The organism is Halorubrum sp. AJ67, assembly GCF_000513435.1.
Map to the genome: position 1 here is coordinate 1 of NZ_CBVY010000021.1, position 3,353 is coordinate 3,353.

Annotated in this window: 3 protein-coding genes and 1 pseudogene; all 4 read left to right on the top strand. The window is 70.1% G+C overall.

Annotation, left to right across the window (positions count from 1 at the left end):
- Positions 1–653, top strand: a 653-nt coding sequence (trpC, locus tag BN903_RS13580; protein WP_048078247.1) for an indole-3-glycerol phosphate synthase, incomplete at its 5' end; no start/stop codon positions are given.
- Positions 650–1,954 carry a tryptophan synthase subunit beta gene (gene trpB / locus BN903_RS13585; RefSeq protein ID WP_048078248.1) on the top strand — a complete coding sequence of 435 codons (1,305 nt, stop codon included), beginning with the start codon at positions 650–652 and terminating at the stop codon, positions 1,952–1,954. The genes trpC and trpB, both read left to right, overlap by 4 nt.
- Entirely contained in the window at positions 1,955–2,800 is an 846-nt protein-coding gene (trpA, locus tag BN903_RS13590; RefSeq protein WP_048078249.1) for a tryptophan synthase subunit alpha, read from the top strand.
- Positions 2,801–2,880: 80 nt separating this feature from the next.
- Positions 2,881–3,353: pseudogene (locus tag BN903_RS13595) on the top strand (fructose-bisphosphate aldolase); the annotation flags it as partial.

Here is a 3,353-nt window from a genome sequence, read left to right on the forward strand (position 1 = left end):
CCGAGGCCGACGGGCGCGTCCCGGTGATCGCCGAGGTAAAACCGACCAGTCCGACGACCGACGGGGCCCGCGAGGACGACCCGGTCGCGCTCGCGGAGGGGATGGTCACGGGCGGCGCGGCCGCCCTGAGCGTGCTCACCGAGCCGGAACACTTCGGCGGGAGCGTCGACACCCTCGAACGCGTGCGCGACGCCGTCGACGTGCCGGTCCTGCGGAAGGACTTCGTCGTCGACGAGGACCAGCTCGACGCCGTCGAGAGCGACGTCGTCCTGCTCATCGCCCGGTTCGTCGGCGACGACCTCCCGGACCTGCTCGCGGCCGCCCGCGACCGCGGCTTCCAGGTGCTCGTCGAGGTCCACGACCGGGAGGAGCTGGAGCGCGCGCTCGACGCGGGCGCGACGACGGTCGGCGTCAACAACCGCGACCTCGCGGAGCTGGTCGTCGACCTCGGAACCTTCGAGTCCGTGGCACCCCACGTCCCGGACGAGGTGACGCTGATCGCCGAGAGCGGCATCGGGTCGCCCGCTGACGTCCGCCGGATGCGTGCGGCCGGCGCGGACGCCCTGCTCGTCGGCAGCGCGATCATGGACGGCGACGTCGAGGCGAACACGCGAGAACTGACGCGAGCGGAGACCACGGAACACACCACATGAGCGAGACCGACACGCGGACGACGGAGGAAACGGAGACGGCGCGACGCCCCGGCCGCGAGCGCGGCCGCGACGACGGGAAGTTCGGCCGCTACGGCGGCCAGTACGTCCCTGAGGCGCTGATGCCGGCGATCGAAGAGCTGACCGACGCCTACGAGCGCTACGTCCTCGACAACGAGGACGGGTTCGTCGACGAGTTCCGGGAGCGGCTCGCCGACTTCGGCGGCCGGCCGACCCCGCTCCAGCGCGCCGACCGGCTCTCGGAGCGCTACGACACGGAGGTGTACCTCAAGCGCGAGGACCTCCTTCACGGCGGCGCGCACAAGCTGAACAACGCGCTCGGACAGGTCCTCTTGGCGAAGTACATGGGCAAAGAGCGGATCATCGCGGAGACGGGAGCCGGCCAACACGGCACCGCGACCGCGATGGCGGCCGCGCACCTCGACATGCCCTGTACGATCTACATGGGCGAGCGCGACATCAACCGCCAGCGCCCCAACGTGTTCCGGATGAAGCTCAACGGCTCGGAGGTGAAGCCGGTCACCACCGGCCGCGGGACGCTGAAGGAGGCCATCTCCGAGACGATGCGCGACTGGGCGGAGACGGTCGAGGACACCCACTACGTGATCGGCTCTATCGTCGGCCCGCACCCGTTCCCGGTGATGGTCCGCGACTTCCAGGCGGTCATCTCAGAGGAGGCCCGCGAGCAGGCGAGAGAGAAAACGGGCGGGCTCCCGACCGACGTGGTCGCCTGCGCGGGCGGCGGGTCGAACACGATGGGGTCGTTCGCCGAGTTCGTCGACGACGAGTCGGTCGCGCTCCACGCGGTCGAGGCCGGCGGCTCGACGCTGGAGGTCGACGAGGAGGCGGGCGTCGCGCCGAACTCCGCGTCGCTTTTCGCCGGCGAGGAGGGCGTCCTCCACGGCGCGCGCACGAAGCTGCTTCAGGACTCCGACGGCCAGATCATGGAGAGCCACTCGGTCTCCTCCGGGCTGGACTACGCCGGCGTCGGGCCCGAACTGGCGTACCTCGTCGACGAGGGACGCGTCGAGCCGGTCGCGGTCGACGACGACGCCGCCTTGGAGGGGTTCCACCGGCTCTCGAACACCGAGGGGATCATCCCCGCGTTGGAGACGGCGCACGCGTTTGGCTACCTCGAAGAGCACCATGACGACCTCGGCGAGCGCGTGGTCGTGAACGTCTCCGGGCGCGGCGACAAGGACCTCGACGCCGCCATCGAGGAGACGGATAAGCGCGATATCGAGGGCGCGCCCGACATGTCGATGTTCACGGGGGGAATGTAGATGGCGAACGCCGACGCGCTCGACGCGGCGTTCGCGGACGGGCCGGCGTACGTCCCGTACCTCGTCGTGGGCGACCCCGACTACGAGTCGTCGAAGGCGTACGTCGAAGCGCTCGACCGCGGCGGCGCGGACGTGATCGAACTCGGACTCCCCTTCTCGGAGCCTATCGCGGAGGGGTCGACGATCCAAGAGGCGCTCGTCCGCTCGCTCGACGCGGGGATGACGCCGGAGCGGTTCTTCGCGTTCGCCGAGGAGCTGGAGGTCGACGCCGCCTTGGTCTGTATGACGTACTACAATCTGATCTACCAGTACGGCGAGGGCGAGGGACCACGCCCCTTCGTCGAGCGTGCCGCGGCCGCCGGAATCCAAGGGCTCGTCGTCCCCGACCTCCCCGCGGAGGAGGCCGACCCCCTCCGCGAGGCGTGCGACGAGTTCGGGCTGGACCTGATCTTCATCGTCGCCCCGACGACGCGCGGCGACCGACTGGATCGCATGATGGCCAACGTCTCCGGCTACGTGTACGTTCAGGCGCGGCTGGGGACCACGGGCGCTCGCGACGACGTCTCGGACCAGACGACGGCGAGCCTCGACCGGTTGGGCGAGTACGACGTGCCGAAGGCGGTCGGGTTCGGCATCTCGACGGGCGACCACGCCGAGCGGATCGTCGCGGGCGGCGCGGACGGGATCATCGTCGGCTCGGCGCTCGTCGACGTGGTCGCCGAGGGCGTCGCGGAGGACTCATCGACCGCCGAGGTCGCCGACCGGCTGGAGGCGCTCTCCCGGGAGCTGAAGTCGGGGGCCGAGCGCGGCCACCGCTCGCGGACCGAGACCGTCGAGTCCGCCTGAGCCGAAACGAACCAATACGTCCCCGAACGAAACCCACTTACCTCCGATTGACACACGCTCACACAACGACCGATCTCACCATGACAGCAGGACTCTCGGCACGACTCGACCGCATCTCCACGAACGACCGATACCTCATCGTCCCGATGGACCACGGGATCACGATGGGTGCCGTCGAGGGGCTCGTCGACATCGAGTCGACGATAGACGGCGTCACCAGCGGCGGCGCGGACGCGGTGCTCACCCAGCGCGGGATCGCCCCACGCGTCCACGAGAACAAGAACGACGCGGGCTACATCGTCCACCTCAACGGCTCGACGACGATCGGGCCGGACGAACAGGACAAACGGGTTACCGGAACCGCCGAGGACGCGGTCCGCGCGGGCGCTGACGCCGTTTCCTTCCACATCAACGTCGGCTCGGAGTACGAGCCGGACCAGATCGAGGAGCTGGCGGAGCTGACCGCGGACGCCGAGCGGCTCGGGCTGCCCGTCCTCGCGATGGCGTACGCGCGCGGCCCGGGCGTCGACGGCACGGACCCCGAGGCGCTCGG